Annotated in this window: 35 protein-coding genes and 1 other annotated feature; of the genes, 7 read left to right on the top strand and 28 right to left on the bottom strand. The window is 43.8% G+C overall.

Features of this window, described 5'->3' with window-relative positions; translation table 11 throughout:
* The coding region (locus tag EGV91_RS04775; protein WP_421958239.1) for a 3-hydroxyacyl-CoA dehydrogenase NAD-binding domain-containing protein at positions 1-186 on the bottom strand (186 nt) is incomplete at its 3' end.
* A 165-nt stretch (positions 187-351) separates the two neighbouring features.
* Here EGV91_RS04775 and EGV91_RS04770 point away from each other — a divergent pair.
* Positions 352-672: a thioredoxin family protein gene (locus EGV91_RS04770; RefSeq protein WP_135501184.1), complete on the top strand. Its 321-nt coding sequence runs from the start codon at positions 352-354 to the stop codon at positions 670-672.
* Between the two features lie 848 nt (positions 673-1520).
* Here EGV91_RS04770 and EGV91_RS04765 read toward each other — a convergent pair.
* From EGV91_RS04765 to EGV91_RS04755, 3 genes are read right to left on the bottom strand one after another with little or no spacing between them, the layout of a single operon-like run.
* Entirely contained in the window at positions 1521-1805 is a 285-nt protein-coding gene (locus EGV91_RS04765; protein WP_135501182.1) for a PTS sugar transporter subunit IIB, read from the bottom strand.
* 18 nt (positions 1806-1823) lie between these two features.
* Complete coding sequence (locus tag EGV91_RS04760; protein ID WP_135501198.1) at positions 1824-3194, bottom strand: PTS galactitol transporter subunit IIC; 1371 nt, start codon at positions 3192-3194, stop codon at positions 1824-1826.
* A gap of 60 nt (positions 3195-3254) precedes the next feature.
* Positions 3255-3704, bottom strand: a complete 450-nt coding sequence (locus tag EGV91_RS04755) for a PTS sugar transporter subunit IIA (protein ID WP_135501180.1) — start codon at positions 3702-3704, stop codon at positions 3255-3257.
* Positions 3705-4304: 600 nt separating this feature from the next.
* Here EGV91_RS04755 and EGV91_RS04750 point away from each other — a divergent pair.
* Positions 4305-4769 (top strand): STAS domain-containing protein, encoded by a 465-nt coding sequence (locus tag EGV91_RS04750; RefSeq protein WP_135501178.1) that lies wholly within the window; start codon positions 4305-4307, stop codon positions 4767-4769.
* Positions 4770-4806: 37 nt separating this feature from the next.
* Complete coding sequence (locus EGV91_RS04745; RefSeq protein WP_135501176.1) at positions 4807-5322, top strand: C39 family peptidase; 516 nt, start codon at positions 4807-4809, stop codon at positions 5320-5322.
* Here EGV91_RS04745 and EGV91_RS04740 read toward each other — a convergent pair.
* The 9 genes from EGV91_RS04740 to EGV91_RS04700 form a co-directional block, all read right to left on the bottom strand.
* Positions 5306-6205 carry a 5'-3' exonuclease gene (locus EGV91_RS04740; protein WP_135501174.1) on the bottom strand — a complete coding sequence of 300 codons (900 nt, stop codon included), beginning with the start codon at positions 6203-6205 and terminating at the stop codon, positions 5306-5308. The two genes, EGV91_RS04745 and EGV91_RS04740, sit on opposite strands and share 17 nt — an antisense overlap.
* An 83-nt stretch (positions 6206-6288) precedes the next feature.
* Positions 6289-7785: a glycine betaine uptake BCCT transporter gene (locus EGV91_RS04735; RefSeq protein WP_135501172.1), complete on the bottom strand. Its 1497-nt coding sequence runs from the start codon at positions 7783-7785 to the stop codon at positions 6289-6291.
* A 231-nt stretch (positions 7786-8016) separates the two neighbouring features.
* Entirely contained in the window at positions 8017-9087 is a 1071-nt protein-coding gene (locus EGV91_RS04730; RefSeq protein WP_135501170.1) for an aldo/keto reductase, read from the bottom strand.
* 137 nt (positions 9088-9224) lie between these two features.
* The gene (locus tag EGV91_RS04725; RefSeq protein WP_135501168.1) at positions 9225-9788 is read right to left on the bottom strand and encodes a DNA-3-methyladenine glycosylase I; all 564 of its coding nucleotides are present in this window, start codon (positions 9786-9788) and stop codon (positions 9225-9227) included.
* A gap of 90 nt (positions 9789-9878) precedes the next feature.
* Positions 9879-10181: a hypothetical protein gene (locus tag EGV91_RS04720; protein WP_135501166.1), complete on the bottom strand. Its 303-nt coding sequence runs from the start codon at positions 10179-10181 to the stop codon at positions 9879-9881.
* Positions 10182-10213: 32 nt separating this feature from the next.
* Positions 10214-10603, bottom strand: coding sequence for an NUDIX hydrolase (locus tag EGV91_RS04715; RefSeq protein WP_135501164.1), 390 nt, complete (start codon positions 10601-10603; stop codon positions 10214-10216).
* Complete coding sequence (locus EGV91_RS04710) at positions 10600-11853, bottom strand: MFS transporter (RefSeq protein ID WP_135501162.1); 1254 nt, start codon at positions 11851-11853, stop codon at positions 10600-10602. Before EGV91_RS04710 ends, EGV91_RS04715 begins: the two co-directional genes overlap by 4 nt.
* 57 nt (positions 11854-11910) lie before the next feature.
* Positions 11911-12161, bottom strand: a binding site (T-box leader).
* Positions 12162-12245: 84 nt separating this feature from the next.
* Positions 12246-12809, bottom strand: a complete 564-nt coding sequence (locus tag EGV91_RS04705) for a GNAT family N-acetyltransferase (RefSeq protein ID WP_135501160.1) — start codon at positions 12807-12809, stop codon at positions 12246-12248.
* A 73-nt stretch (positions 12810-12882) separates the two neighbouring features.
* A complete protein-coding gene (locus EGV91_RS04700) occupies positions 12883-13320 on the bottom strand; it encodes a hypothetical protein (protein WP_135501158.1) in 438 nt (145 codons plus the stop codon).
* Between the two features lie 184 nt (positions 13321-13504).
* Here EGV91_RS04700 and EGV91_RS04695 point away from each other — a divergent pair, with 184 nt between their 5' ends.
* A complete protein-coding gene (locus EGV91_RS04695; RefSeq protein WP_158290567.1) occupies positions 13505-14380 on the top strand; it encodes an aminoglycoside 6-adenylyltransferase in 876 nt (291 codons plus the stop codon).
* A gap of 25 nt (positions 14381-14405) precedes the next feature.
* Here EGV91_RS04695 and EGV91_RS04690 read toward each other — a convergent pair whose 3' ends face one another.
* A complete protein-coding gene (locus tag EGV91_RS04690; protein WP_135501154.1) occupies positions 14406-14759 on the bottom strand; it encodes a hypothetical protein in 354 nt (117 codons plus the stop codon).
* Between the two features lie 108 nt (positions 14760-14867).
* Complete coding sequence (locus EGV91_RS04685; protein WP_241666103.1) at positions 14868-15674, bottom strand: aminoglycoside adenylyltransferase domain-containing protein; 807 nt, start codon at positions 15672-15674, stop codon at positions 14868-14870.
* Between the two features lie 154 nt (positions 15675-15828).
* On the opposite strand from EGV91_RS04685, the gene EGV91_RS04680 reads away from it, so the two are divergent.
* Positions 15829-16152: a hypothetical protein gene (locus EGV91_RS04680; protein WP_135501152.1), complete on the top strand. Its 324-nt coding sequence runs from the start codon at positions 15829-15831 to the stop codon at positions 16150-16152.
* Positions 16153-16273: 121 nt separating this feature from the next.
* On the opposite strand, the gene EGV91_RS04675 is transcribed toward EGV91_RS04680, so the two are convergent.
* The 9 genes from EGV91_RS04675 to EGV91_RS04635 all read right to left on the bottom strand — a co-directional run bounded on the left by EGV91_RS04675 (position 16274) and on the right by EGV91_RS04635 (position 21516).
* Positions 16274-16666 carry an NUDIX hydrolase gene (locus EGV91_RS04675; protein WP_135501150.1) on the bottom strand — a complete coding sequence of 131 codons (393 nt, stop codon included), beginning with the start codon at positions 16664-16666 and terminating at the stop codon, positions 16274-16276.
* A 33-nt stretch (positions 16667-16699) separates the two neighbouring features.
* Positions 16700-17152, bottom strand: coding sequence for an NUDIX domain-containing protein (locus EGV91_RS04670; RefSeq protein WP_135501148.1), 453 nt, complete (start codon positions 17150-17152; stop codon positions 16700-16702).
* A gap of 64 nt (positions 17153-17216) precedes the next feature.
* On the bottom strand, positions 17217-17777 hold the full coding sequence (locus tag EGV91_RS04665; protein ID WP_135501146.1) for an AAA family ATPase: 561 nt from the start codon (positions 17775-17777) through the stop codon (positions 17217-17219).
* Positions 17778-17834: 57 nt separating this feature from the next.
* A complete protein-coding gene (locus EGV91_RS04660) occupies positions 17835-18470 on the bottom strand; it encodes a zinc dependent phospholipase C family protein (protein WP_135501144.1) in 636 nt (211 codons plus the stop codon).
* A gap of 1 nt (position 18471) precedes the next feature.
* Positions 18472-19053: an ATP-binding protein gene (locus EGV91_RS04655; RefSeq protein WP_135501142.1), complete on the bottom strand. Its 582-nt coding sequence runs from the start codon at positions 19051-19053 to the stop codon at positions 18472-18474.
* A gap of 54 nt (positions 19054-19107) precedes the next feature.
* A complete protein-coding gene (locus EGV91_RS04650; RefSeq protein WP_135501140.1) occupies positions 19108-19887 on the bottom strand; it encodes a class I SAM-dependent methyltransferase in 780 nt (259 codons plus the stop codon).
* 32 nt (positions 19888-19919) lie between these two features.
* Positions 19920-20528 carry a GNAT family N-acetyltransferase gene (locus EGV91_RS04645; protein ID WP_241666102.1) on the bottom strand — a complete coding sequence of 203 codons (609 nt, stop codon included), beginning with the start codon at positions 20526-20528 and terminating at the stop codon, positions 19920-19922.
* The gene (locus tag EGV91_RS04640; RefSeq protein WP_135501138.1) at positions 20491-21024 is read right to left on the bottom strand and encodes an NUDIX hydrolase; all 534 of its coding nucleotides are present in this window, start codon (positions 21022-21024) and stop codon (positions 20491-20493) included. The genes EGV91_RS04645 and EGV91_RS04640 overlap by 38 nt, the downstream gene beginning before the upstream one ends.
* A 15-nt stretch (positions 21025-21039) precedes the next feature.
* Positions 21040-21516 (bottom strand): GNAT family N-acetyltransferase, encoded by a 477-nt coding sequence (locus EGV91_RS04635; RefSeq protein WP_135501136.1) that lies wholly within the window; start codon positions 21514-21516, stop codon positions 21040-21042.
* A 166-nt stretch (positions 21517-21682) separates the two neighbouring features.
* Here EGV91_RS04635 and EGV91_RS04630 point away from each other — a divergent pair, with 166 nt between their 5' ends.
* On the top strand, positions 21683-22471 hold the full coding sequence (locus tag EGV91_RS04630) for a class I SAM-dependent methyltransferase (protein ID WP_158290566.1): 789 nt from the start codon (positions 21683-21685) through the stop codon (positions 22469-22471).
* A 95-nt stretch (positions 22472-22566) separates the two neighbouring features.
* On the opposite strand, the gene EGV91_RS04625 is transcribed toward EGV91_RS04630, so the two are convergent.
* From EGV91_RS04625 to EGV91_RS04615, 3 genes are all read right to left on the bottom strand, one after another.
* Positions 22567-22773: a hypothetical protein gene (locus EGV91_RS04625; RefSeq protein ID WP_135501132.1), complete on the bottom strand. Its 207-nt coding sequence runs from the start codon at positions 22771-22773 to the stop codon at positions 22567-22569.
* Between the two features lie 18 nt (positions 22774-22791).
* Complete coding sequence (locus EGV91_RS04620) at positions 22792-23313, bottom strand: GNAT family N-acetyltransferase (RefSeq protein ID WP_135501130.1); 522 nt, start codon at positions 23311-23313, stop codon at positions 22792-22794.
* A gap of 80 nt (positions 23314-23393) precedes the next feature.
* A complete protein-coding gene (locus EGV91_RS04615) occupies positions 23394-23837 on the bottom strand; it encodes an NUDIX hydrolase (RefSeq protein ID WP_135501128.1) in 444 nt (147 codons plus the stop codon).
* A gap of 249 nt (positions 23838-24086) precedes the next feature.
* Between EGV91_RS04615 and EGV91_RS04610 the strand changes: the two genes are divergently transcribed.
* Positions 24087-24626 (top strand): short-chain dehydrogenase, encoded by a 540-nt coding sequence (locus tag EGV91_RS04610; protein ID WP_135501126.1) that lies wholly within the window; start codon positions 24087-24089, stop codon positions 24624-24626.
* A 61-nt stretch (positions 24627-24687) separates the two neighbouring features.
* On the opposite strand, the gene EGV91_RS04605 is transcribed toward EGV91_RS04610, so the two are convergent.
* Complete coding sequence (locus EGV91_RS04605; RefSeq protein ID WP_135501124.1) at positions 24688-25620, bottom strand: zinc-dependent alcohol dehydrogenase; 933 nt, start codon at positions 25618-25620, stop codon at positions 24688-24690.
* Between the last annotated feature and the right edge of the window lie 16 nt (positions 25621-25636).

Raw genomic sequence — 25636 nt, 5'->3', positions numbered from 1 at the left:
TTTTGCTTGTTCTTCTGTTGATAATTCACGCGGAACAATATCCAGCAATAAAACCGGAATTCCGATATTTGCAAGGTGTGCCGCTATGCCCGATCCCATGACGCCGGAACCGATGACGGCTGCTCTTTTAATTTGGTATGCCACTCGAAAACCCTCCCAGTATTTTTTGAATGAATCCTCATTCATTTTTTAAGTAAAAAAAATAGAACGTTCTCTATGTCCTTAGTTTAAATTATATTTCTTATTTTCGCAATATTTAATCGTTAAAAATTTCCTGCCACGGAGATTAATTTCTTTTCGAAAGCCATTCTGCAAGGTACACTGATTAAAGATTAATTAGGAGGAGATTTTATGAAACCCATTACTACGAACGAGCAATTCAACGAAGTCATCGGCGGCACGGAGCCGGTCATCGTCAAATTCCAAGCTGGCTGGTGCCCCGACTGCACGCGCATGGATATGTTTATCGACCCGATCATCGAGGAATTCAATCAATATAAATGGTTCGACGTTAACCGCGACGTGCTTCCTGAACTTGCTGACAAATACGACGTCATGGGAATCCCGAGCTTGCTGATTTTCAAAAACGGCGAAAAAACAGCTCACCTTCACAGCGCAAACGCCAAATCCCCTGAATCCGTGACAGACTTCTTGTCCAGCCAGGAAAAATAATGCCAGTAATAGCCCAAACCAGGTTTATGGTTTGGGCTATTTTTTTGTAGGAGTGCACTAGTTATGACAAGGCATCTGAGAATCTGAAATTGAAAATCAGCCTACATCATAACCTTATCAGAATAAGATTCAGTTATATTGGGTCCTAGAGAGCGTATCAACTATCGGGATGCACAGGCAGAAAACTGATATCTGTGATTCCTATGAATTATACAATCACAATTCCGTAACACACGGAGATTGGGTGGTAAGATATGCGATGTCCATATATATCGAATTTCACGACAAGTCTCCTGAAGTGTGCACGCAGAAAAAAGAGAGCATCCAACTACTGGTTGCTCTCTCGAAAGAAAAAGTAGAGTTTCAGGTGCTTAAGTCTTTTCCTGGAACCGCCGACATGACCACCGTTCAATTCAGCGGTTAATTACGAGCTATCCAGCGTTTCGGAAATGTTAAGCAAATCAACTTCTAAACCGGCATTGATATTCGTCCCCCCTCAATTGGGTAAAATCCAATACAAGGATAGGAGGAATAAGAGGCTGCGAAAAATTCATTATAATATGGTGTGGATAACTTCTTCTTCCCTCCCCTTTTTTGGGCTAATAGAAGTTCTGACACTTGGCTCCTATGGAACCAACGACCCGATTCATAGACTCCGAAGAGTACGCAATGAGTGAAACAGCGAAGTCTGATTCCGCAGAAAGCAAGTATCTAAACAGGTAGAAGTCAGTTTGAGAATTTTACTTAATCGACTTTCTCAGTCTGTTAATTAAGAAAGATATTTAACTAATGATAAGAAAACGTCTGTCTTCAGCGTTTTATTAATATTTTTGAGGTTAGATATTCGTTTATCGCTTTATCTCAGCAAGTACCTTCTCATACATACTTTCAATACCTATACCAGTCAATAGGGGCACACCATTAATCACTTTATCTTTAATTTTGTCCGGTACCAATGTAGTTGATAAAACCACATCATACTCATCAATTCTATTTATCTCATCACTTACTTTTGATTGATAGATCTTAACTTCCTGGTTTAGATTGTTTTCCTTCAACCATTCTTCCACTTTCCCTTTAACTACGGTTGATGTTGCTATGCCAGTACCACACATAATCAATAATTTTTTCATTTTATGCATTCTCCCCTTCTAATCTTTCTTTTTTACTGTTACGCCTTTTCTTTTTTCTTTCGACTCCTGCCGCTTTGGTTTAATTTTGTTCTGATAAACCAAACCAAAAAGTACTAGCAGGCCTAAGATAATCATTCCATACCAGCTCAATATTTTAGTAATCCCGACAAATATGAATGTGGTCCATACCGCTCCATCAATCAGTGATGAAATACTTGTGTTGGTACCCATATCGAAATTTGAAGCAATAGCGGCACCTGTAAATAATGGAGCAACCCAAGTTGCTATATATAAACCTACTCCGATATAAATGGATCCGCCAATTACGGTACGGACGATATTACCTCTGAATACAGGCACCATCAAGCAAATCAAGAATGGTATAGATGCCAAGTCTGCGAATGGAAGAACCGAATTCCCTGGAAGCAAAACAGCTAAGAAAATTGTAATTGGTATAAGCAGCAATGCCGAAGATAAAACCGCTGGGTGTCCGATAGCGATGGCACTATCCATGCCAATATACAAATCTCTTCCGGGAAAACGCTTTTTGACAAATGCGCCTGCCGCTTCTGATATCGGTATTAATCCTTCCATTAAAAGAGCGACCATTCTAGGAAGGAGCACCATTACGGCTCCTGTTTGGATAGCTAACTGCAAAATACCTGGTATGTCATAGCCGGCCAAAATACCGATCAAAATACCGATTAATACCCCAATGATAGTGGAATCACCCAAAATTCCGAGCCTTTTCTGGATAGACTCAGGATCGGCTTCCAACTTATTGAAACCAGGGATCCGGTCAAAAACCCAGTTCATCGGCATTGCAACGAATGCGGAAGGTGTTGATGTCCCATGCGGGAAAGTGATGTTCTGGAAACCATAAAAATTTTCCACATATTTTGCAAGGACATCCGCCATCAAATAAAGAAGCATTATGTGGACGATAATGGTCAATATTCCTAGCCAGAAATCTTGTGTCAGTGCATAGACCAAGGAACCTGTAAAGGCAACATGCCAGAAATTCCAAATATCCACATTTAACGTTTTTGTTAAACCGAAAGTCAATAAAAGAATGTTTACTCCTACTCCGAGCGGGATGGCTAAACTCCCTAGAGACGTTCCGTATGAAATTGCAGCTGCCGCTGGCCATCCTACATCAATGGTATTCAGCTCGAACCCAAAATTGTCGACCATGGCTTGAGCCGCTGGCCCTAAACTACTCACTAGCAAGCCGATCACCAAATTGATTGCAACAAAACCGATGCCGACGGTGATTGCTGCACGAAGTGCTTTTCCGGGCTTAGTTCCTAAAATTAATGCAAAAATAAAAATTAATATTGGCAGCAAGACACTAGCACCCAGATCGACAAACCATTGAAGAACTCCCATCTTATCCTCTCCCATTCTTATTTCCTCTATAAAATTTCCTCATTAATATTTTTACATCTGTCATTCTTCAGCCTTGAATAATTTATTCAAGTCATTTATATCTTTGGTTCTGGCTAACTTTGCTACCATTTCAGGCTCTTGAAATAACCCAACTAATTTCTGAAGCATTTCCAGCTGATCTGCCGGGTTTTTTAAAGCGAGCATAAATACTACCTTTACTTCTATAGTTACATCACTGCTCCCCATCGCAAAGAATTTTACAGGATTTTTAAGCGACGCAAATGCGATTTTCGAAACGTGGACCATGTCTCCATCCGTATGAGGTATAGCCACTCCGAAAGGTTCAGTAGGTAATCCAGTTGGATAAGATTGTTCTCTTTTAAGAACACTTTCGATAAATCCCTCTTTCACAAATCCTTTCTCTTGTAGCTGATTCCCCAATATGCTTAGCACTTCTTCTTTTGAATTTACCTCCAAATCAATTGCAACCAATTCTTCATCTATTTTCATTGACCAATCCCCCTTGCATCTTATAAAAAAGGCATCTGCAAAAGTGTCTTTTTCTCCTCAATGAATTGGCGAGAACAAAAAAATCTTAACCAATCATATAAAACTCCTTTCATCTTTTACATATGTTCCACCTTCGCACATTTGATGTTATATTTATTATAAAAGCGCTTACAAAGGAAATCAATAAAATTTAAAGAATATTTAAAAAACTACAAATTATTAATACCGTTATTTGCTTTTCTAAATCCCATAAAATCTAGAAAGAAAATTAGGTGTCTGTAAAAAGCGGAGTTTAGATTATTTTCATCATTTACCTCGGCATACCGGTTTCTGCAGAATAACTCATGTTGTAACATTTAAGCACATGAAACAACCAACAGACCTGGACCAAACGCAAAACGAGTGAAGTCCTTTAGGCCATTCCCTCTTACTCGTCCGCCTGTCTCTACATCGCTTCGTTAGTTTAAGACACGAAAGTGCGGTGGAGAGAAATGAAAAGAGCTGTCGAGGAATATGACAATTACCTAGGTTTTTCGTATACTGTAGCAGTTGGCTGTATTTAGGATATAATAGAAGTAATCATAATAATTGAGGTGTCCCATGGAACAAGCTAAAGAAATTCAAGAATTAAAAGAATTGGTCGCGCATTACGAGAAAGTCATCCACAATATGTCTGCGCCGATCATCCCTTCGATCGTGCCGAATACGATATTGGTGCCGATCGCCGGATTCATTTTCAGGGACCGCTTTGAAACGATCCGCTCGAAAGTGTTGGAATATGCCGAGAAACACCGCGAGACCGAGCGTGTGATTTTTGACTTCACCGGCGTCCGCATGGAAGACGTGGAGACGTTCGATTACAACGAACTGGCAACTGAATTGTCGCAACTGAACAGTGCATTGAAATTGATGGGCCTGCGCCCGATTTACGTTGGCTTCAATCCGCGTTTTGTACGGGAAATTGTCCACGCGGGCATTCAAGTAGAACTTGAAGTGTATACGACATTCCGTGCCGCTTTGAAAAACTTGCTGACTGAAACGGAACGAAGCCTCTCTTCCTTATAAAGAGAGCATCTATTATTACCGGCTGGAGGCTGCGCTGATGAAAATCCTCATCCCTTTTAACGGCATGTCGCAATATGACCCGGAAATTGATGCGAAATGGCAAGGCTCCGCCTGCGGACCTGTCACGGCCGCAGCCATACTCCGCCACCATGAGAAAAAAGAGTGGGACGCCGGGGAGCTTTACGGCGCGCTCGGCACGACGCGCATCGGATTGTTCACTTGGCGCCTCGTCCGAAAGTTCAAGAAATTGACCGCCGGCCGTTACCGCATTGAAAAAATCCGTTCGGTCGATGAAGCGAAAAAAGAATTGGCAGCTGGTCGGCCGCTTGCGATGAAGTTTGACCGCTGGTTTTCGTTCAATTGGTTTTCAAAACCGCTTTTCAATTATCATTGGGTTCCGCTAATCGGCTTCGAGGAGCGGGAAGATGATTTGATCCTCTATTTCCACGACAACGGCAAAAGAAACCGCCCCAGCAGAATGCAGGCAGTTTCTTATGAAAAAAATAAAAAGTTTTTGACGTTCGTCAAGATCGTTCCTACTCAAACGGATTAACCGGCAGCAGGCTTTTCTCCAATTGCCGAGCCAGCAATTTCAGTTCCTGACCGTCAAAGAGCTCAACGTGGTCGTTCGTGTAATTCGGTACGGTAATTTCATCCAGCGACACATCAAGCGGGATATCGCATTTGATGACCGCCAATTCTTTAGATAGAAGCAGCATATCCTTATGCTCTTCTATCTTTTTCTTTTGGGCCGGTTTTAATTCATCAATGGCGTCCAGCACACCGCTCACCGATTCGTATTTCTGAATCAGCTGCAGCGCCGTTTTTGGACCGATTCCTTTTACGCCCGGATAGCCGTCGCTGGCGTCTCCCATAAACGCTTTGACGTCAGCGAATTGGCCTGGCTCGATGCCATATTCTTCTTGGAAACGGCTTTCCGTGTAGACATCATACACATGGAACCCTTTTTTCATGAACGCGATCTCGACAGACGGATTCAGCAATTGCAGCATGTCCTTGTCCCCCGTGATGACAGTGAAGCGGGCCTGCCCTTCCCATTGCTTCGTGAACGAGCCGATAAAATCATCCGCTTCGATTCCCTTCTCGCCGTAATTCATCCAGCCGAGCTGCTCGGAGACTTTCTTCGCCAAATCGAATTGGTGCAGCATATCGTCCGGCGGCGCCGGGCGGTTCGATTTATAGCCCTCGAACATATCTGTGCGGAATGTATGCGCGCCCATGTCCCAGCATACGGCCATATGGGTCGGCTTCATCATCGTTTTAGCGGCCAGCACGTGGCGGGCAAAGCCTTGTACTGCATTCGTTGCAAGGCCATCTGAAGTCCGGAAATACTGCCCGACTGCCGATGTTGCAAAAAAGGAGCGGAACAGCAGCGCCATGCCGTCGACTAATAAAACATGCGGTTTTTCATTCACAAAATTTCCTCCATTCGTTAAAAACACTTTCTCTATTATACACGCTTAAAAAGCAAAAAACCGCCGAAGCGGCGGTTTTCATTTTAGCGTTTTCGTTTTGTTGCTTTGTAATCCAATGTAACAGCTTTGTAGAATGATGCCATCATCATCAGCATAATGAACGAGAATGGGAATGCGGCGATAATCAACGCAGTCTGCAAGGCATCCAAACCGCCTGCAGAAAGAAGGATCACTGCGATCAGCGACTGGGCGATTCCCCAAGTCAATTTAATCGAATTGGCCGGATTCAACGAGCCGTTCGTTGACTGCATGCCCAAGACGAATGTCGCCGAGTCTGCAGATGTGATGAAGAATGTTGTAATCAGCATAACAGCAATGATCGACAAGATAATGCCCATCGGCAGTTCATTGAAGACCCCGAAGAGCACTTCCGACGTCAGCAGACCCGTCAGATCGACACCGCTATTTTGCACGTCCATCGCAGTCGAACCGAAAGCCGCGAACCAGATAAAACTGATTACCGTAGGGATCAATAATACACCAACAAGGAATTGGCGGATTGTGCGCCCTCTTGAAATGCGGGCGATGAAAATCCCGACGAATGGTGACCATGAAATCCACCAAGCCCAGTAGAAGATGGTCCAGCCATCAATCCATGCCCGGTTCTCTCCATCAATCGGTGCTGCGCGGAAACTCATGCCCATTAGATTTTGGAAATATGCCCCCAAGGAATCCGTAAACGTATTTAAAATCAGTAAAGTTGGTCCGAGAATGAGAACCAAAGCAAGCAGCGCAATCGCCAGTACCATATTGGCGTTTGACAAATACTTGATTCCTTTGCTCAAACCGCTCCATGCCGAAATCATGAACAATACGGTAATAACAGCAATGATGATCAGCTGAACAGTAAAGTTGTCACTTGGAACACTTGGGATCAAGAAAGATAAGCCTTCATTGATCTGCACAGTCCCGAAGCCAAGCGTAGTCGCTACGCCGACCGCTGTTGCGAATACCGCAATAACATCGACTGCTACACCAAGCGGTCCGTTCATCTTATTGCCGAAAATCGGTTTCAATGTGGCGGAGATTAATCCCGGTTCGCCTTTTCGGAACTGGAAATACGCTAGCGACAACGCGACAACCGCGTAAATTGCCCAAGCATGGATACCCCAGTGGAAAAAGGTGAAACGCATTGATTCTTTGAACGCTTCTGCCGACCCTGGTTCAGCGGTGGCTGGGTCAATTGCAAAATGGGACAGCGGTTCAGCCGCTCCCCAGAAAACGAGTCCGATCCCCATACCTGCTGAAAACAGCATCGCAATCCATGAGCCGAACGAAAACTCCGGTTTGTCCGTGTCTTTCCCCAAACGGATCTGCCCCATTGGACTGATCAAGAAGAACAGGCAGAACAAGACCATAAGCGAAACGATCAATAAATAATACCAGCCGAACGAAGTTGTCAGGAATCCTTCTATATTCCCGGTAACTTCTGCAAAACTTCCTGGAGCAATCGCGCCGTAGGCTACAGCCAAAATGACAAGGCCCAATGCAATCCAGAATACATTTGTTACTTTCTTCATATAGTACACCTCCTGATTTTTATCACAATTGTTCATGTTACGGAACATCAAAGCGCTTGTCAAACCGCCCAAAGCCATTTCCGGCGGATGATGCCGCTTACATGCACTGCTATCCGCATAAGCAGGCGGCTTAAAAAAATCGCCCCATATTTGTAAATGGACGCTTTGGCAGCACCATAACAAAAGGGCGATTTAATATGCGGCTAAAAGACAGGCTGGAAAGCTGGTCGTTCAGTCTTCGATTCCCAGTGTTTGTTTAAAGCTTTTCAAATAAGGCATTTCAGACGGGCTCCCCATTTCATATGAACTCATCGCACGGTGCCAATGTGGATAGAGCGGTGCAGGCCGCGCCGTTTTTTCGATGAGGTCATGCTCTTCCTGGCTGAGTTTAATATCGAATGATGCGATATTTTCCTTCAGCTGCTCTTCGTTGCGGGCTGCGATGACAATCGGCCCGACGTTCGGACGGTCACGCACCCATGCGTAAGCAATCTGCGGGACCGATGCATTGTGGCTTGCTGCCACTTCTTCAAGCGCATCAATCACATCAAAAAGGCGTTCCTGCTCCTGAACCCAAGGCTCTGGCCAACCGGCACCTTGGCGCGTATTGTCAGGCGCTTTTTTCCCGCGCCCGATCTTGCCGTTCAGCAAACCTTCGCCGAGCGGACTCCAGATCATCGAGCCTACACCGAGCTCAGTTCCTGCCGGCAGCAATTCATATTCCGCTTCACGCGCTTCCGGCGTGTAATAAATCTGCTGGGTGATCGGCGGAATAAAACCGTCACGTTCTGCGATGGAAAAAGTTCTTGCCATTGCCCATGCGCTATAATTCGAAACGCCCCAATGGCGTATTTTCCCTGACTTCACCAAGCTTGTCATCGTTTCCACGGTTTCTTCGATTGGCGTGCGGCCATCCCATAAATGCACAAAATACACATCGAGATAATCCGTCCCAAGCCGCTCCAGCGATTGGTCGATGGATGTCAGGATGTTATTGCGTGAAGCTCCGCGTGCGTTCGGATTGTCGCCAAGATGGAATCCAGTTTTCGACGTCAACAGCACGTCGTCCCTGCGTCCCTTTATCGCTGATCCCAATACACGTTCGGCATCCCCTTTTGAATAGAGGTTTGCGGTATCGAACATATTAATGCCTGCTTCAAGAGCGAGATCGACCATCCGGCGTGCTTGGTCTTCTTTGATGTCGCCGGCTGCTTCAAAGCCATTTGTCCCGCTGAATGGGACCGTTCCAAGTATATACTTTGGCACACGCAAGCCTGATTTCCCTAAATTGATATATTCCATGATAGCCTCCCTATAATAGAAACGTGCTTATTTATATTGTCTGTACATTTAGTAAAATACCCGACAATCCAGCACCTAAAACGGCTTAAAAGAAATATCATCATAGCTCAGATTTTTTTATCTATCCCCTGTGTTCTTCACAAATTCCCTGTATGAAAACGGCATGTGCGGATATGGTCATCCACCATGCCGATCGCCTGCAAGAAAGAATAGGCAGTGACCGGTCCAATGAATTTAAAGCCCCGCTTTTTCAATGCTTTGCTGATCTCCACAGATAAAGGTGATTGCGCCGGAATCTGATCGTCCCTTTCCCAGCTGTTGATGATCGGTTTGGATTCTGTAAACTGCCATAGGAAATTGGACAAGCTCCCAAACTCTTGTTGGATTTTCAAGGCGGCGTTTGCATTGCTGCGAACGGATTGCAGCTTCGCTAAATGTTTGATGACGTCAAAATTGTCTTTGATATAAATCAGGTCCTCATCCGTCAAATTGGCGCAGTATTCCAGATCAAAATCACGGAAAGCTCGCTTATACCCTTCGCGTTTTGCGAGAACGATGCTCCATGACAATCCCGCTTGCGCCCCTTCCAGCGACAGCAATTCAAAGATATAGCGGTCGTCCCGGCTTGGCCTGCACCATTCTTCATCATGGTAAGCCTGCATCATGTCACTGCCTTGCGGCCATTTGCATTGATTTTCCATTTTCTGCACCTCTTTCAACTTAATGCGTTAACTGTAACATTCCAAATAAGAGAACTGCTTGTCATATTAAAGCAAGCAAATAATTTAATTCTAAAATCGTTCTTCATTAGGAGATGGGTCCAAATCTTTTGTGAAAATCCCTATTGCGATCCATACAAGGCCATTTAAGAAAAAGAGAATTCCGTAAAAAAATGAAACGATAACGGTACCGAATCCTCCCGGGTCGAATGGTGCAACTGCAGCAAAAGTCAGATAGTAAATTACCGGCGCCAGGAGTATAACAGTGATTCCAGACAAGATTCTCCGTTTTTTATTGTTTCCAGCGAATTTAAAGACTAAATGATTCGTCAGCCACAGCGCCGTGCCGATGATAAGAAAAAACAAGACTTCCATTTACATCACCTCTTCTTGAAGAATACGCCATACTATATAAACAAGTTCTGTTTAAATGCGTTTTGAGCCGCCAGCAATTCAAGCATTGGTTTTGTGACAAGATAGAATTTTTCATCGTCGTTAATGGCTACCCAGGCAGCATCGATAATATCTTTGTTCACTTCGCTTGCCCTATCAACCGTCAGTTCCCCGCCGATAATCTCTGTTAGAAACGTATATTTTTGAGGGGTTTGCACCAGCAGGCTTGTAATCTTGACCACATAGCCTGTTTCTTCTTCTACTTCCCTGATGCATGCCTGCTCAGGCGTTTCGCCTTCTTCGATGCCGCCGCCAGGATAATTCCAGACGATGTCCCCTCTTTCAACATGCTGTTTGACCATAAGAATCTCTTGCCCTCTTATCAAAAAACCCTGTGCAATCATTTTGCTGCCTCCGTTTCTTTCTCTGTTAGAAGATAGACGCCGCTTGCCGGCTGTTTGATGCATACGATAAATAAAAGAATCGCAATTGCGAGCATAACGAATACCGCTGCGATGACAACAGGCTGTATGGAAATCACTTGCGCCGCCACACCTACAATTCCAGTAGCGATAATGATTAAAAAAGCCTCAGCTAAACTATACATGCCAACAATCCTGCCCATTTTTTCAACTGGTATATTGTTCTGGGTAAACGTATGGAACCCTGTATTGGCAAAAGCCAAAGCAAATGCCAGGAAGAAGAAACCGACGGCTGCAACCGCATAGGAATTCGAAAAGGCATAAATCAGATAGCCCGCGGCAACCATCAAAGAACCGAAACCGATCAATGAATGAGTCTTAAATTTTTTTGCGAACAATGCATTGATCACCGAACCCGCAATAATGCCACCACCCGCTATACTGACCAAAAATCCATATTCGCTGTCTGTTAGGAAAAGCACCGCTTTTGCAAACGAAGCTTCTTGCGAGTCGATGGCCGTCGCCATGACGACCATACAGCTGAAAAGCATGAAGACAAGCATGGTTCGGCTTGATGCGCGGCTGAACTCCAGCACAATGCGCCAGTCTTCCCTGATTATGGACCAAGACACCTTGCCGCCCGCGCTAGCAAGCGTTGCTCCCTTCTCCAAATCCGGCATCATTGCCAAAACGAGCGCCGACAACAGCAAAGCAACTGCATTGATGTAGATTGCTGCAGTCGGCGTGCCGATCATGAACAGGATTCCTGCAATAGCCGGTCCGATCAGAAATGCGCCGGAATCTATCAAACTCCGCAGCGAATTGAAGCGCTGCCGTTTCTCGGCTGGAATCAGTTTTGTAATATAGGCCATCGAGGCAGGCTCAAACATTGCTCCTGCCATATTGATGACTAGAACGAGCGCATAAATCGTCCACATTGAAGAAGCGAACGGCAAAACTGCAATCAGGACAGACCTGAACACATCCAGCGAGATCAATAGGCGCCGCTTGTTGATTCGGTCAATGACACTGCCAGCCCATGTATTTGTTAACAGCGCTGCCATCGGTCTGGCAATATACAATCCGGCAACCGCGAGCGGCGACTGCGTCAAATCTAGCACGATCAAGTTCAATGCAATGAGGTATACCCAAGCCCCAAAGTTCGACGTGCCAATCCCGAACAAAAGAATCGCCGGGTATTTCCACGCCTCTACTCTTCTTCTAAACGTCATCGCCAATTCCTCCCACCACAGATAATAAAAAAAGACCCCGTCCCCAAGGCTGTTTGCCTTGGGGACGAGATCTAATCGTGGTGCCACCCCTATTTGCGGATATGTCGCCATATCCGCCTCATTCGGTACTCCGTCAAACTGCGAATACCTAAGCTCAGTAACGGGAGCTCCCGCCACAGTATCCCCGCTGTTCGGTTCCACCATGGTGCTCAGAGTTTTGTTTCGGCTTCACGCTTCTGCCCCTTCCCACCAAACAGGGCTCTCTAAAAGAAGTTCAAGTCACCTACTCTTCTCTTCAACGCTTTTCGCTAAGTTAATTTAAATAAGATTATCAGTTATTTCCGAGATTGTAAATACTGGAAATTAATAAATCACTGCTTTTTCATCAGTTTTTATTGGCAGGTTTTCGTCTTTTCCCACTCTTCTCTTAGCATCCCCATCTTAATCGAATCAAAATATTTCCCTTCCACCATGCGAGCTTTTCTGATGCGTGCTTCTACGCTCATCCCGAGCCGTTCGGCAACTTTCATCATCCTGTCGTTGCCCGACCACGTCGACATGCCTAGCCGGTGCAAATCGGTAGAAGAAAAAAGGAAATCAATCCACAGCTTGTAGGCTTCCGTGCCATATCCGCCGTTCCAATATTCTTTGTCGTAAATGACAATGCCGATTTCGAGCCAGTTTGTATTCTTGTCGACCCAATAGGCGCCCACATAGCCAATCACGCTGCCTTCAGCTTTTATGACCAGGGATGCGGGCACACCTGTTGAAATCTCCTCTTCATTTATCCAGAATGCACGATGCTCTTCCTTTGTCATGCGCTTTTCGGGAATATAGGGGCCATTCCATTTTTTCGCTTCCTGTCCTTTTTCTTCAAACCGCCAGAAATACAAGTCATCCAGATGTTCCGGCGTGTTTTCTGTCAGCTCGATTTTTCTGCCAATAATTCTATGCATGCAATGGATCAGCCTTTCTGGAGTAAAGTTCTGGAATTAACGAGCTTTTAAGTTCTATTTTACAATCAATACATTAGAATAATTTGGATACCATTTCATACAAGTTACTGTCAGTATACTTATAGCTTCTAGAAGAGTTGATGTCGTTATTGGGTGAAGCGAAGCTGATAATACGGTCATTTTCATATAAATGAACTTGATAAACGCCATTTGAATTGGTATCCAGAAAAATCACATATTCGCCATTCGTTGGGCGAGTAACAGAAAAAAGCCTGGTTCTCTTTACTTTCATTTTTTTCAACTCATCAATAATCGCTTTTCGATTGGTATTCTCAAATTCATTTAAAACGCCAACTGGAAAATTCGATTTGACAATGGAGATTTTCTCCACTGCATCCAATTCTATTTCACTGAGAATTTCCCGGTCCACGGACGATGTGTTTAAGTAAAGATAAGACGGTATGCCGATTCCTACGAGCAGAAGTAAAACAAGAAGCCATTTTTTCTTCATCCAATCCCCCTTTTTGAAGTTCTTATTTCTATAACTCTACAAGTTACAATTGGAATTTTCAAACATTTAAGGGAGCGATAATAAATTATATGGAAATTTACTGTTCCACTGTTCAGCTTGATGGATAAATGATTGTACCGTTTAAGGAATTCTGGAACAATGAATGACAAAGGGGTGGTTGGCTATGAGAAGCGAAGAAGAGATGCTGTCTTTGATTTTAAGGAAAGCAGCCGACAGTGAAAATATCCGGATGGTGGAACTGAATGGCTCACGTGTTCATCTTCAAAATGCCAAAGATCCATTCCAGGATTATGACATCATTTATTATGTAGAAGACATGCTTCCTTTTTTAGAGGATCATTCGTGGGTGGATTCTTTTGGAGAAAGAATCATGATGCAGATGCCGGATGCAATGGCAATGCCGCCTGCCGGGAGAAAACGGGAAAGCTTTTCTTATTTGATGCTTTTTACAGATGGCAACCGGATCGACTTGACCTTGACGCCGGTCTCGCTTATTGAAGAGTCTTTAGCGAAGAAAGAGCCCCGCAAGATTTTATTGGACAAAGACGACCGGCTCAGCACATTGTTGATGAACACGGAAAATCCGTTCCGAATTGGTGAACCCGGACAGCAAGATTTCAGCGACTGCGCAAATGAGTTTTGGTGGGTCAGCACCTATATTGCCAAAGCCTTATGGCGGCAGGAGCTTCCCCTCGCCAAGGATATGATGGATGGCCCGGTGCGGGATATGCTGATGGCGATGCTGAACTGGCACATCGGCGTTGAAACGGCCTTTACTGCAATTCCAGGGAAAAGCGGAAAAAACATTGAAAAGTATGTGGATAAGGAATTGTGGCAAAAACTGCTGCTCACTTATCCCGACGGAAGCTACGCAAATATGTGGTCGGGATTGTTTGCGATGTGCGAAATTTTCGAAGAACTGACAATTGCGGTTGCCGGAAAACTGAAATTGGCGCTGCCGGAATACGGGAAGGATGTCCTTCCGTATTTAAGGCATATCGAAAAACTGCCTCAGGACAGTGAAACGATTTATCCTTAAACAAGAAGAAGCTGGTGTGCTGGAATTAGTTGCTATTGTATTTTCCTTCTCTGATCGCTTTTCGATATTTGCCGTCTTCTTCTTTAACAGCAATCGCCTCGTCCGTGCTAATTCCCGTTATTGAATAATACGCTGTGCCTTTTTCATATTCATTGGAAAAGTTTCCGGAATAAGTTCCTTCCCTATCGGAATAAACCGTCACTTCTCCAATCTCTTGATCTACTTCTTGAACATATTCATCGCTTATTTGATAAATAAATCCATCCCAAACGACAAACGAATAGGCCCAGGAAGCTTGTGAATTTCCGAACGAACAAGCAGACAAAACGAATACGATACAGAAAAAGGAAATAAGTGCTGCTAACCGTTTTCTTTTCACTGGATTTCCTCCTTGATTGCCAAGTTTAAAATCGGAAAGCTCTCAAAAGCATAATTGCATTAATAAAATAAACTAGGGCCTTTGTCTAAAAATGCATGAGAACATTTTCTACTCTACCTGTACTAACAATTCTTCTACCTTCTTTTTCAAATGATTTCTTAATCTTTTCAAATCGTATTCAGCAAACACCCTATCCAAGCTATTATTGCCATAAGCTTCGGCTGCTTGTTGAACGACCGGATGAAACTCCATGGGCAGGCTTGTTGTTCCCCACACGCCTGCTTCTTTCTTCGACATGATCACGCCTTCTTTTAAATAGCCATACACCCGGATCAAATTTAAAACACTATAAACAGGCTGGTCCTGAATGTTCGCTAGGCATTCTTCATAATCGACAAGGATGGAAGAAACATAATCGTTTGTTGGAATTTCCGGAAAGGTTTCGTGGATTGGGCTGCCGCTTAAACAGATGCCACGCGTGTTCACAATGGTCAGATGCGCAGCCAAATCGCTGTCCAATTTCAGTTCATCATTAAAGTAAATCGATGTCCCTTTTTCCAGTTCTTCCTCATAGCGCTCCCGCCAATATTCACTGAAATGAAAATCATACGGCGTCGGATGCTCCCAATTCCGCAATTGGGAACGGTTCAAAAAACTGATTTCAATCGGAAATGGCTTTTTTGAATGGGCTAAAAAGAGCTTGGCCAACTGACGTTGTGTTTTAAGCGCAAGCCGCTGCTCCGTGATGATGAGCAAGTCGATATCGCTCCTGCCCGGATTGAATCCCCCCATTGCCAGAGACCCATGCACATATACTCCGACGATTCCTTCTTCCACAATGTTTGTGGTCTTGCCAATAACTTCCGATAGGAACCCGTCCAACTTTGATGAATTGTCCATCTCTGTGAAATTCAACCCGAAACTCCTCTCCCGACTTGCTTTTTTGCTGCGCCATTTTCAGACTTGTTTTGTATTGGCAGAATTATTTGAAACCTCATATCCGTTTCAACGTATAAACATATAGAAGGATATTAACATTTATTTCAAAAAATACAAAATGGAGGTATGTATGAAAAAACTATTGATTGTTTTAAGTACAATTACCGTTATTGCCCTCATCAATTGGGCGGCTGCCAGCGTGCTGCAATTGGCTTTCCTGGATCTTGCCATCCCGATTGCCGGCTTGGCTTTGGTGCTTATCTATTTTTTCAAATCGAAAGGCGGCATGGCGAGCCGCCACTTGGACATGTCGATCCAAGGACAAACGGGCATTCGAATGGAGCAGCAAGCCCACGTGTCCGAAAGATCCTATATTTTCATCGGCTCGATCGTGTATCTGCTTTTTGCGGTAGGCTTTACTTTCTTTATTTATAGGGAGTATTTTTTGAATTAAGGAAGCGGCTTCATGGAAGCTTTTTGAAAAGGACCTGTAGAACCGCTCAAATATGAGCTTCTATCTGTTCTTTTTTTTCGCCGCATTTCTATTCAGAACTCCGCAGCAAAGTGATTCTTATTTAAAAAGAAAGCAGCAACTCACGGTCTTCCGGATAATCGTGGATCAAACCGTACAACTCCCTGCTGGTTTTCCAAGCTATCTCTTCGATCGCATCGTCCGGATCGTGATAAGAAATTTGCCCTTCGGTGACTTCGCATAAAAAATAATGGAGCGCCACATCATGGTTTTTGATGATTGTCCGTTTAACATGAAGCGGCTTCAGGATGTTGACGCGAAATCCCGTTTCTTCCCACACTTCTCTTAGGCACGCCTGTTCTGGAGTTTCACCGGCTTCAATGCCGCCTGAAGGTATGCTCCATCCCCCGGACTCTTTTTCTTTGACCATTAACACCTGATTCTCAGCCATTACAATAGCGGCAGCGCCGTTCCAACTCTTCCTCTCTCCGTGCATCTGCGTTTCCCCTCTCCCAAAGCATATGGTCAGTCAGGTCGTTATGTAATCCAGAATTTTTAAATCCATTTCATCGAAGCAGCCGATTTCCTCAACCCCATCCCATAATTTGATCTCGGTGGTTTCGTCATTGGCGATAAATGGCTGCAATTGTTCAATTGCTGCGGTATAGACGGGATTGAATTTAATCTTGCCATTCGAAACCCGTTTCAATTTCAATAAACCGGTGAACTCCAGATTTTCCACAAACTGCCCGCTTTCTTCAAACAATTCACGGACTGCACATTGTTTTGCCGTTTCTGTTCCTTCTCTTTTACCAGCCGGCAATTCCCATTGCTGCCGCCATTTGTTATAAACAATAAGAATCCGCCCATCACATTTGATCACGGCAAAAAACCCTGCCAGCGGTGAGTAAAACTGAAGATCCTCTTCTTTTGTAAAGATAAAATCGAGAAATTGAAAGCCATGATTTTTGGTGTGATTCATGCAATCCCCCCTATATGAGCGTCTTTTCTTCAATCCTCACGAGTTTTTCATTCGCATCTCTTTCTTATAACTTGAATTCATTTTTTATGAAAAGCGCCGCTTCTTTCGGCGTCATGTTCGTATTGTTGATGCGCAGGTAGTTTTCCGCTTCGATTTCGCCTTCGGCAGAATTCAATCGCCTGTTTTCCAGGCTGCTCAGCAAATGCGCTTCCGACTGGCGGACATTCCGCTTCGTCGGCTTGTATTCCAAGCGATGAGGTGTATTATTCCGCTCCAGCCGCTCCTCCACATCCGCTTCCAATTCCACGAAGTAGATTTGCACACCTTGCGAACGGAAAATATCGCATATGCTTTCAATCTCATCCCAATCCTCTTGTTGATCAAAATACCAAACTTTCGTAAAAATCATTCCGTATTGATCGCTTTGCGCAAAAGATTGGAAGATGTCACGGCGAAAAGAAGTCGTCAGCCGCCACATCTCAGGTGTGAAGCCGAACAGCGGCTCCAGCAAATCGATGGTCATGTGGTTATGAAAGAGTTTCAAGCCAGTCATGGCCGCCAGCTCCTGGCCAACCGTCATTTTGCCCACTGCTTGCGGACCGAATATGAATACGAACTTTTCCAACGTGTTGGCCTCCAATTTTGATGGATTTTTTCTAGCAGTTTCGTTTTCTGATAGCGATCATTTTAATGGATAGCCACCTATATTTTCGGAAATAACTTCTACAGACTTTGATACAGCCAACTCAATGTACGCTAAAATTTGTGGAAATGAATACACTTGAAGATTTTGTTTTAATGATGCCTGGCTATACATAAAATCATGGATGGTTTCTTCTTTGAACCGCCGCAAATCATCGCTGTTTATTTCAGCTATTATATTCGCGGATAAACTAGCTGCAATCAATTCGTTTTTCAATTCAATGCAATTGAACCTTTCAATCAGCTTCCCATTCAACAGCCGGAAGTCATCATGCCATCTTTCCAGGAAGCCAGGATCTTCAGCTAATCGGCTTTTAAAGTCGTTTTTGAAATAAATGTGTTCCAGCCAAACATCGTCTGAAATCAAATGGGTTAAATAGCCGAGTACATTATTGCTTTGAGCGACTGGGTGATAAGCATCGATAAATCGTTTGTAATTCACAAACCTTGTCCCATCGTCTAAGCTGCCCTCTAAAAAATGTAATGCTGTTTTTCTTTCTCTTGAAAAAGCGGCATCGGGAGAAATTCCTCCTAAAAGAAAAGCTTGCCTGTTTTCGATAGCCATTCTTTTCATAACCTGATCTGCAATAATTAGATGCATGATTCTAGAACCCAAATCATCCCTCCGTGCATTTAATTTTTTGTTCGTTAATGATATCGAGTATGTTTTGGATAGCTGATTCAGTATCGGCTTCTTTTTTAATCGTAAATAAATGGTCAGCTTCGCCCTTGCCCGGTGTGGCAATCGCTTTTCCGCTATCATCCGCTTGCTGTTGAACCAGCACTTGCTCAAAGGTTGAAACCGTTCGAAGGATAGCTGTATCCCGCCCGCTTAGTGCAATTCTTTCCATAAGGATTGCTTCGGGAATATCAAAATGTACGATGATGGTTTTTAACCCTTTGGAAGCGAAATAATTCAGTAGTCGCCTACGGCCATCATAATGACGGTTTGAGTTGGAAAGAATGACGTGGCTGGCAGTTTCATCAACTGCGTATTCGACAATCATTTTTGTTAACGCGTTTTTGATTAAATTCGGTCCTTCTCTTGGAACTATTTGTTGATAATATGTATGCAGAAATTCAGCTTGTACATCTTGGTCAATAACCAATGATCCAGGGAGCCTCTTTTCCAAAGCTTTCGCAAAAGACGTTTTTCCACTATGGGTTTTACCCACAGTCATGACCACCAGACGGTTCATAGATGCTCCCGCCTCCCCCTACTGAAATTATGAATAACTATTTGTCCGTTTTCATCAAACACGCGCTCGAACGACATAACGCGAAAAGGTAATCGGCAGCCCTTCTTTTTGGGCATTTCTTTCGAAACTCCGATTGATCTCGGCCATGTGCTCTTTTTCTAAAAGCGCGTATATTTTTGGATGCTGCCCAAAGCATCGAAGCTTCAAGACATCAATAGGTGCGCATAAATACTCTGTGCTGGTTAGAATTTCAATGCTCACATCAGCGAAAGCACTTTTTTCCAGCCGTTGATGGATCTTATCCAAAATTGGCGTACCCTTTGATCGTCTGAAAAGTCCTGGAAAATATTCCGGCAGTTCTTCGCCGGATTGGTCTCCCGGATGAAGACCCAGCACCGCCCCTCCTGCTTTCACCACTCTTTTCAAATCCAAATAGGCAGATGTTGGCCCTTTGCGATTATAAGCAGCATCGAATGCACCAGTATCAAAGGGAAGGCCATCATGTGCATTGCCTAAAACAAAAGATGCATCTCTTCTCTTGTGCTGATTGCCCGCTTTAACAAACGTGTCGATCACATCAAATCCAATAATCTCCTTGGCAGCTGCACTGCAAGTCAACGTAAACTCCCCATGTCCACAACCAACATCAAGCACTTTCTTGCCTTTGATCATCCTCAATACTTCTTCATCAAAAACCATTTCGCCATTCGGCTCGCTGCAAGTTGAATTCCACGAGTAATGATAGGCATTTTTTTGATCGCTGAGTTGCCCGTACCACTCCAAACTATGCGGCACCAGCCAATCAGGATGTTTTGTCGGATCCATTAACCCCATTCATCCTGCCCCCTTGTTGCGAGTAACTTACACTATTGATTTACAGCTGTTTTATATTCCATCAACCAGCTAACTCCACCTTTTATCTGTTTCACTTTAACAAATCCGCATTTTTCGTAGCATCTAATCGCTCTTGGATTGGAGAGCTCTGGATCTAAAACTACAATATCTGCATCCATATTTTGCCCCAGATATTCCAAGAATTTCTGTACCATGATTGTGCCTATCCCTTGATTAAAATAACTTGGATCTCCTATAAATTGATCAATGCCATAGACGTTCAAGTTTACTGGATAACCGAATTCTTTTTGTTCTTCTCCACTTAACTTATAATGCTGCATAAAGCCTATTGGTATTTGTTTAAATTCTACGATGTAAGGTGAAACCGGAATTTCCCCTTTAACTCTCGGTTCATACTTTCGCTTTATTTGCTCTACCGTGAACGGAGAATCGACATCACCATAGAATTCCAGAACTTCTTTTGTGCTTAGCCACTCTGACATAACAGCAAAATCATTCTGCGTCATTCTTCTAATGGATATATCCAAATTGCTTGCTATGGCAACTTCACTCCTTTTTACGTTTGTCCATATATTCATCTTGTTAAAACTTGCTGGTAACAGGGGTTGTCTTAATGACATCACCCAACTTCTCAGCATATAATTGCCATCGATCCCACACGGGCGGCACAATTTCGCCCCTCGTATTCATTTCTTCAAACTCTTTGAACGTCACCAATTTGGCATCGCATACTTCGCCAACCTGTAAATTCAAGTCGCTGAGATCGATATTTTCTTCGCTTTTCCAGACATAGCTGTCCAGAAAATAATTGCCGCGCTTCATTTCACCGATAAAATACAGATTTTCCGCTCTTACGGATAATCCCGTTTCTTCATGAAGCTCACGGATTGCCCCTTGTAAACTGGTCTCACTGGCATTAACGGAGCCGCCTGTGCTCTCCCACAATAACGGATAGGTTTTTGCCGCGTCTCTTTGCGTCACGAGAATTTTGCCGTCCAGGTTAATGGTCAGAACTTCCACGACAATGTGGTATTCCCCGGGCAAGGTTTCCTCGCCTCTCGTATGCAGTTTCCCGATCGGTTTCCGGGAACCGTCCACCAAATCCCAAATTTCCATTTACTTGTCCTCCTTTTATGCCTGCTGTTGCTCCAGCGCCAACTTCATTTTTATGAATTTGTAATGGCCTCCGTTGGTTTTTTGCAGAAAAACTTCATCCGGCTGAAAGCCTGCCTTTTTATAAACTGCAATCGCTCGTTCATTGAACGCAGCCACTGCCAGCGTAAACTTTTTAGGCTGGTACCGAGCAATCGCGAAATCCAGTCCTGCTCTAAAAAACGCATGGCCACGGCCTTTCCCAGTGAATCCGGGTTTCATGCCGAGTCCGATATCTATAATTCCAGCCGCGGTTTCTTTGAAACAATAAAACCCGATCAAATCATGGCGTTCTGTGACAGCGAAATAGAAATCTTTTCGCTCTAAAGGATTTAAAAACTCCTGAAGGTCGTCTTCATCCGCAACCATATCGTAGAAAGCATAATCGCCCTCGTACTGCCAATCGGCTATTTCTTCGCTTTGTTTCTGGGTCATCGGTTGAAAGGTAAAATTCATGCTGTTTCTCCCTTCATCTTTCCTCTTTATAAATTTACTTAATAAGGAAATTAGCCGTCTTTCTCTACTATATCCATTTGCCTTATTTAAATCCAATTAATTCACAGAATATTATAGTATTATGGGAAGAGTGCAGGAAAAGGCACTTTTTAAAGGAGGAACTGTTTTGGAAGAGTTGATCGAGCAATATCACAATGCTTCGAACTTAGAAGCCCGCATTAAACTGCACGAGTTATATAGTTTGAACAAAAAAGATTGGTTTACGTGGCTTTTTGAACAATATCAAATCGATTCCGGAAGCAAACTCCTGGAACTCGGTTGCGGAGATGGTACGTTTTGGGCAAAAAATGAGCAACTCATCCCTAATGATTGGAATGTGGTGCTTTCCGATTTTTCTTCCGGCATGCTTGCTGATGCTCAACGAAAACTAACGAACTTGCCAGCTATTCAATTTGAGCAAATTAATATCGAAAGCATTCCTTACCCCGATAATAGTTTCGACATCGTTGCCGCCAATTTTATGCTTTATCATGTAGAAAATAGAAAAAAAGGATTACAGGAAATCCGACGGGTCTTAAAACCTGGCGGAAAGTTGTATGCCGCTACAATCGGAGAACAGCATTTAATGGAGTTTGGAACTTTGCTCAGTGAATTTGATCCTTCGCTCGATTTCTCATCTGCTGCCAATAACGCCAAAGCATTCGGGCTGGAAAGCGGCACAGCCCAATTAAAGCTTTACTTCTCGAAAGTGGAACTGAAACTGTTTGCAGACGGTTTAAAAATTCCAGATGTCGAGCCGGTTATCGCATATCTACTATCTACTCATACCAATTTAAAAGATCAATTAACGGTTCGTAAATTAACGGAATTCAGGCTCTTCCTGGAAGAGAAGAAAAAGAAAGATGGCGGATTTATCAGGATCACCAAAGCTTCTGGTCTTTTTGAAGCTCAGTAGCAAAAGGAGGGAACGATGCTATATTACGCATTGTCCCCTCCTCTTTTATTGGTATCCAACACTAGCCTATCCAAATTACCCTTTTGCTAAGACCGCTATTTACTCCGCCAACCCAAGGGTTTGACCGCTGAATTTTTCTTCTTCGAAAAAGCTCCTATGGATAAAATCATAATCCCTAGGATGCTTCCGATCATCTCAGCAACATAAAAATCTCCGTCCCGAATCAAACGAATGAGAAAACCACCGCCAAAGATAAGGATTATTAATAACCCGAAACCTATCAACCAATTCCGATTATTCATATGGCACCTCCCTCTAGTTTAGGTACTTGTTTTGTTTTTCTTAGGTGTGGAATTCTCTTTCTCCCAAAGGTAATGAACGAACTTCATCTTTTGGCCATTCATTTCAAACTCCTCTTCGCCTATGGCCGTTTGGACAAAGCCGTTATTTTGCAGCACTTTTTGAGAAGCCTTGTTCACCGTTGTCGTTTTTGCGGTAATTTGCGTGATATCCAAATCTGTATTCAGCAACATCCTTAATGCTTTGTTTCCAATGCCTTTTCCGACAAAGGCTTCACCGACTCTAAAGCCAAGCTCTGCTGTTCCAGTTGTTTGATTGATATCCACCAAATTGATTCTGCCGACAATTTTGCCTTCAGTGTCTTTGATCAGGTAAAAATGAGAGAGGCCGCTTACTTGTTCTTTGAGTAATGCTTGATGTCTTTTTATAAAACTTTCCCAAATATAATAGTCGTCTCCTCTGCTCGGCACCATTCTTTCAAAAAATCCGCGATTTTTAATTTCGAAATCAAATAAGTCTTGAGCATCAACTTCTTGCAGCATATGTATTGAAATCTCCAATAACCTACACGCACCTTTCTCTAGCTAATAAGCTCATTTAATTGAAATTAGTCAGCACTCTATTAATACGAAAAAGATGCTGAATTTCTTTTTACCAAGTCGTCAGCAAGCCCGATATTCACTTTCAAAAAGCTTGGAATTTCTTCGCTGTTCATAATTTCTTGTGTGCTCATCCAGGCAACGCTTGCCACTTCGTCGGGATCTTTCACGAATGGCTCTCCGAATTCATACGAGCACAGGAATACGATATCGATGACTGGAACGCCGGAATCTGTGACGAATGAAGAACTATTGACGTAGGCAAGATTCGAAACCGTTATCCCCACCTCTTCTTCGACTTCTCTGATCAATGTCCGTTCCAGAATATCCGTCGAGTTCCCTTCCTGATCCACTTGGCCTCCCACTAAAGCCAGCGCACCAGGCGCATGATCTTCTTTGTCGCTTCTCCGCACAATCAGCCACTTTTCATCCTTATAAATAGCACCTTCCACATTTACAATAAACATCTTCTCAACTCCAGTTTTATCTTCTTATATGTAAAGCGCGCATTTTACCAACAAAACAATTGTCCTCATCGCTTTAATGGGAATTTTCAGCTCCATTGATTCGAGAAAATAGTTGCTTTCTACCTTTAACTATATCCATTCCCTCCATTTTAATCCAATTAATTACCAGAATATTATAGTATAATGAAAATACTTGTCTATTAAGAAATGAAGCTAACTTTGATATTAAAGCGCAAAGGAGTGAAACGAATGAAACACGCATTAGTCATCGGCGGGACTGGCATGCTTGCACAGGCTTCGGTTTGGTTATCGGAAAACGGCTATCACGTTTCTGTAATCGGCAGAAATCCGGGAAAGATACAGCAGTTGTTGGAACAGAATCCTACGCAGCTGACACCGGTATTAGTCAACTACACCAATACCGAGGAATTGGCTGAGAAAATCCGCTGCAACCAACAAAAGAATGGGCCAATCGAATTGGTCGTTGCTTGGGTGCATTCAACCGGTCCGCAAGTTATTCCTTGCGTATTGGAAATGCTCCCTGCCATTCAGCCCGTGGAATTTTTCCATGTGAATGGCAGCAGTTCCAACTTGAAGGATATAAAAGCTAGAACTGCATTAACCAAGCATGTTTTTTACCACCAGATCCAATTGGGCTTCAAAATAGAAAATGGGATTTCCCGGTGGCTGACGCATGAGGAAATTTCGCAAGGCGCCATCGAAGCTGTACTATCAGGAAAATCCGAATCAGTGATCGGAACACTTGAACCTTGGGACAAGCGCCCTTAAACGTTTGCCCCATAAAGTTCTCAACTATTCTCGAACCACTGTCTATAACTCCTATGTTCTCTTAGCCTTCCCAGCCACTTACAAAAACTTTAATCGGATTGATTTCCCTTTTTGCCAATGCTTCAAAGCATCGCTTAATTTCCGCATGATCGATCTCATGTTGAAAAATGTCTTTTACATAAGGGGTGCTCTCAGCCGCTCCATAAAACCACTGCGCGTGTTCGCGGTAATCCCAGCCATCGCTTGACCCCACAATGCGCAATTCCTTTTCAAAGAATTCCGGCTGCAGCGCCAGCGTTTCTTTGTTGCCGTCCGACAGCACACAGATTTCTCCGTGGCTCTTTACCGCTTGCTGCAAACAAGCGAACCCTTCGTTCGTGGCGGAACATTCAATCCCGAAATCATACAGGTCTTCGGGATAATCAGCTGGCAAATAAATCGCATTGACGCCAAACGTTTTTGCCATGTTCCATCGGCTGCGATCGGGTTCGATGACATCCACGTGCTGGACTTTGAAAAAGTTTTTCAAATAATGGACAGCGAGCAAGCCCATCGTCCCCATGCCAGTGACCATTACACGTGCCTGCTTCTTGGGATTCAATTTGCGGACACCCTTCGCCGCGTCACACGACAAGATGGCCAATAGCGCAGTTCTTGAATCGATGTGTTCAGGAACAAGGTAAGCATTTTCTGCCTTCACGATGCCGAAGTTTTTCTGACCATAAAAATCGATGGCTTTGTCGCCTATTTTAAACGCGCGCACTGAAGATCCGATTGCCACAACCTCGCCATAGCTTTCATAGCCGACTTTGCGTGGATACACCGGGGACGGATCGGCAGCGTCGCTTTGTTCGTATTGCGGCAGTTCCGCACCGATGCTGATCGCGGTAGCGATCGTTTTGATCAGCACTTCATCTGTGCCGAGTGCCGGCATTTCGCTTTCCTGCCATGCCACGTTCCTTTTCCCCATTAATTGCAACGACCGCTGAATCATTTATATACCTCCGCTT

The sequence above is a fragment of the Planococcus koreensis genome, assembly GCF_004761975.1.
Classification (GTDB): domain Bacteria; phylum Bacillota; class Bacilli; order Bacillales_A; family Planococcaceae; genus Planococcus; species Planococcus koreensis.
The sequence above is the reverse complement of the archived record's forward strand: the minus strand, read 5'-3'. Positions and strand labels throughout refer to the sequence as shown.

What these genes read in the sequence shown, in the direction of transcription:
- EGV91_RS04700 (WP_135501158.1), bottom strand. Translation starts at nt 13,320, where the DNA reads ATGAAGAAAAAATGGCTTCTTGTTTTACTTCTGCTCGTAGGAATCGGC.
- EGV91_RS04655 (WP_135501142.1), bottom strand. Translation starts at nt 19,053, where the DNA reads ATGAACCGTCTGGTGGTCATGACTGTGGGTAAAACCCATAGTGGAAAA.
- EGV91_RS04715 (WP_135501164.1), bottom strand. Translation starts at nt 10,603, where the DNA reads ATGATTGCACAGGGTTTTTTGATAAGAGGGCAAGAGATTCTTATGGTC.
- EGV91_RS04720 (WP_135501166.1), bottom strand. Translation starts at nt 10,181, where the DNA reads ATGGAAGTCTTGTTTTTTCTTATCATCGGCACGGCGCTGTGGCTGACG.
- EGV91_RS04680 (WP_135501152.1), top strand. Translation starts at nt 15,829, where the DNA reads ATGAAAAAACTATTGATTGTTTTAAGTACAATTACCGTTATTGCCCTC.
- EGV91_RS04730 (WP_135501170.1), bottom strand. Translation starts at nt 9,087, where the DNA reads ATGGAATATATCAATTTAGGGAAATCAGGCTTGCGTGTGCCAAAGTAT.
- EGV91_RS04610 (WP_135501126.1), top strand. Translation starts at nt 24,087, where the DNA reads ATGAAACACGCATTAGTCATCGGCGGGACTGGCATGCTTGCACAGGCT.
- EGV91_RS04695 (WP_158290567.1), top strand. Translation starts at nt 13,505, where the DNA reads ATGAGAAGCGAAGAAGAGATGCTGTCTTTGATTTTAAGGAAAGCAGCC.
- EGV91_RS04770 (WP_135501184.1), top strand. Translation starts at nt 352, where the DNA reads ATGAAACCCATTACTACGAACGAGCAATTCAACGAAGTCATCGGCGGC.
- EGV91_RS04605 (WP_135501124.1), bottom strand. Translation starts at nt 25,620, where the DNA reads ATGATTCAGCGGTCGTTGCAATTAATGGGGAAAAGGAACGTGGCATGG.
- EGV91_RS04675 (WP_135501150.1), bottom strand. Translation starts at nt 16,666, where the DNA reads ATGCACGGAGAGAGGAAGAGTTGGAACGGCGCTGCCGCTATTGTAATG.
- EGV91_RS04620 (WP_135501130.1), bottom strand. Translation starts at nt 23,313, where the DNA reads ATGCTGCAAGAAGTTGATGCTCAAGACTTATTTGATTTCGAAATTAAA.
- EGV91_RS04765 (WP_135501182.1), bottom strand. Translation starts at nt 1,805, where the DNA reads ATGAAAAAATTATTGATTATGTGTGGTACTGGCATAGCAACATCAACC.
- EGV91_RS04650 (WP_135501140.1), bottom strand. Translation starts at nt 19,887, where the DNA reads ATGGGGTTAATGGATCCGACAAAACATCCTGATTGGCTGGTGCCGCAT.
- EGV91_RS04735 (WP_135501172.1), bottom strand. Translation starts at nt 7,785, where the DNA reads ATGAAGAAAGTAACAAATGTATTCTGGATTGCATTGGGCCTTGTCATT.
- EGV91_RS04755 (WP_135501180.1), bottom strand. Translation starts at nt 3,704, where the DNA reads ATGAAAATAGATGAAGAATTGGTTGCAATTGATTTGGAGGTAAATTCA.
- EGV91_RS04635 (WP_135501136.1), bottom strand. Translation starts at nt 21,516, where the DNA reads ATGAATTTTACCTTTCAACCGATGACCCAGAAACAAAGCGAAGAAATA.
- EGV91_RS04625 (WP_135501132.1), bottom strand. Translation starts at nt 22,773, where the DNA reads ATGAATAATCGGAATTGGTTGATAGGTTTCGGGTTATTAATAATCCTT.
- EGV91_RS04760 (WP_135501198.1), bottom strand. Translation starts at nt 3,194, where the DNA reads ATGGGAGTTCTTCAATGGTTTGTCGATCTGGGTGCTAGTGTCTTGCTG.
- EGV91_RS04640 (WP_135501138.1), bottom strand. Translation starts at nt 21,024, where the DNA reads ATGGAAATTTGGGATTTGGTGGACGGTTCCCGGAAACCGATCGGGAAA.
- EGV91_RS04705 (WP_135501160.1), bottom strand. Translation starts at nt 12,809, where the DNA reads ATGCATAGAATTATTGGCAGAAAAATCGAGCTGACAGAAAACACGCCG.
- EGV91_RS04645 (WP_241666102.1), bottom strand. Translation starts at nt 20,528, where the DNA reads ATGTCATTAAGACAACCCCTGTTACCAGCAAGTTTTAACAAGATGAAT.
- EGV91_RS04615 (WP_135501128.1), bottom strand. Translation starts at nt 23,837, where the DNA reads ATGTTTATTGTAAATGTGGAAGGTGCTATTTATAAGGATGAAAAGTGG.
- EGV91_RS04750 (WP_135501178.1), top strand. Translation starts at nt 4,305, where the DNA reads ATGGAACAAGCTAAAGAAATTCAAGAATTAAAAGAATTGGTCGCGCAT.
- EGV91_RS04710 (WP_135501162.1), bottom strand. Translation starts at nt 11,853, where the DNA reads ATGACGTTTAGAAGAAGAGTAGAGGCGTGGAAATACCCGGCGATTCTT.
- EGV91_RS04725 (WP_135501168.1), bottom strand. Translation starts at nt 9,788, where the DNA reads ATGGAAAATCAATGCAAATGGCCGCAAGGCAGTGACATGATGCAGGCT.
- EGV91_RS04745 (WP_135501176.1), top strand. Translation starts at nt 4,807, where the DNA reads ATGAAAATCCTCATCCCTTTTAACGGCATGTCGCAATATGACCCGGAA.
- EGV91_RS04670 (WP_135501148.1), bottom strand. Translation starts at nt 17,152, where the DNA reads ATGAATCACACCAAAAATCATGGCTTTCAATTTCTCGATTTTATCTTT.